This is a genomic window from Lentzea sp. NPDC060358 (assembly GCF_042725365.1).
In the GTDB taxonomy this organism is placed as follows: Bacteria; Actinomycetota; Actinomycetes; order Mycobacteriales; family Pseudonocardiaceae; genus Lentzea.
In genome coordinates this window covers 1-1,030 of sequence record NZ_JBHXCW010000518.1, presented here as the reverse complement: position 1 = coordinate 1,030, position 1,030 = coordinate 1, and the positions used below count along the sequence as shown (strand labels likewise).

The window sequence follows — 1,030 nt, the reverse complement described above, 5'->3', positions numbered from 1 at the left end:
CATCTCGGCGCCGAAGTGGCGGGCGTCGAGATACATGTGATCGGTGCCGTGCAGCTCCATCCGGCGGGTGATGGCCTTGGCGACGATGTCGCGCGGGGCCAGCTCGGCCAGCTCGTGCTCGCCGAGCATGAAGCGGGTGCCAAAGGCGTCGACGAGGTGGGCGCCCTCGCCCCGTACCGCCTCGGACACCAGCGGCTGCTGGCCCTCGGAGCCGGTGCCGAGGAAGAGGACCGTCGGGTGGAACTGGACGAACTCCAGGTCGGAGACCTCCGCACCGGCCCGCAGCGCGAGCGCCACGCCGTCGCCGGTGGAGACCGCGGGGTTGGTGGTGGCGGAGAAGACCTGGCCCATGCCGCCGGTGGCCAGCACCACCGCGGGGGCGTGCACCGCGCCGACGCCGTCGTGCTGGCCCTCGCCCATGACGTGCAGGGTCACACCGGCGGTACGGCCCTCGGCGTCGGTGAGCAGGTCCAGTACGAGCGCGTTCTCGACGGTGTGCAGGGCGGCCTCGCGGACCGCGTCGACCAGGGCTCGGGAGATCTCGGCACCCGTCGCGTCGCCGCCCGCGTGGGCGATGCGGCGGCGGTGGTGGCCGCCCTCGCGGGTCAGCGCGATGTCACCGCTCTCCGTGGTGTCGAAGCGGGCGCCGGTCCCTATGAGCCTGCGCACCGCGTCCGGGCCCTCGGTGACCAGGGTTCGCACCGCCGCCTCGTCGCACAGGCCCGCGCCCGCGACGAGGGTGTCCTCGAGATGCTGCTCGGGGGTGTCGCCCTCGCCGAGCGCGGCGGCGATACCGCCCTGCGCCCAGCGGGTGGAGCCGTCGTCGAGCCGGGCCTTGGTGACGACCACGGTGGCGAGGCCCGCCGCCGCGCAGCGCAGCGCGGTGGTGAGCCCGGCCACGCCGGAGCCGACCACTACGACGTCGGCGTCGATGGACCAGCCGGGGGCGGGGGCGGTCAGCCGTATTCCGGTCACGGGGTGGCTCCGAGGGTCAGCGGGATGTTGTCGATGAGACGGGTGCGGCCCACCC

1 protein-coding gene is annotated in these 1,030 nt (G+C 74.5%); it reads right to left on the bottom strand.

What is annotated here, in order from left to right; translation table 11 throughout:
- On the bottom strand, positions 1-975 hold a 975-nt coding region (locus tag ACFWGZ_RS41325), incomplete at its 3' end, for an FAD-dependent oxidoreductase (RefSeq protein ID WP_382457029.1).
- Positions 976-1,030 lie beyond the last annotated feature (55 nt).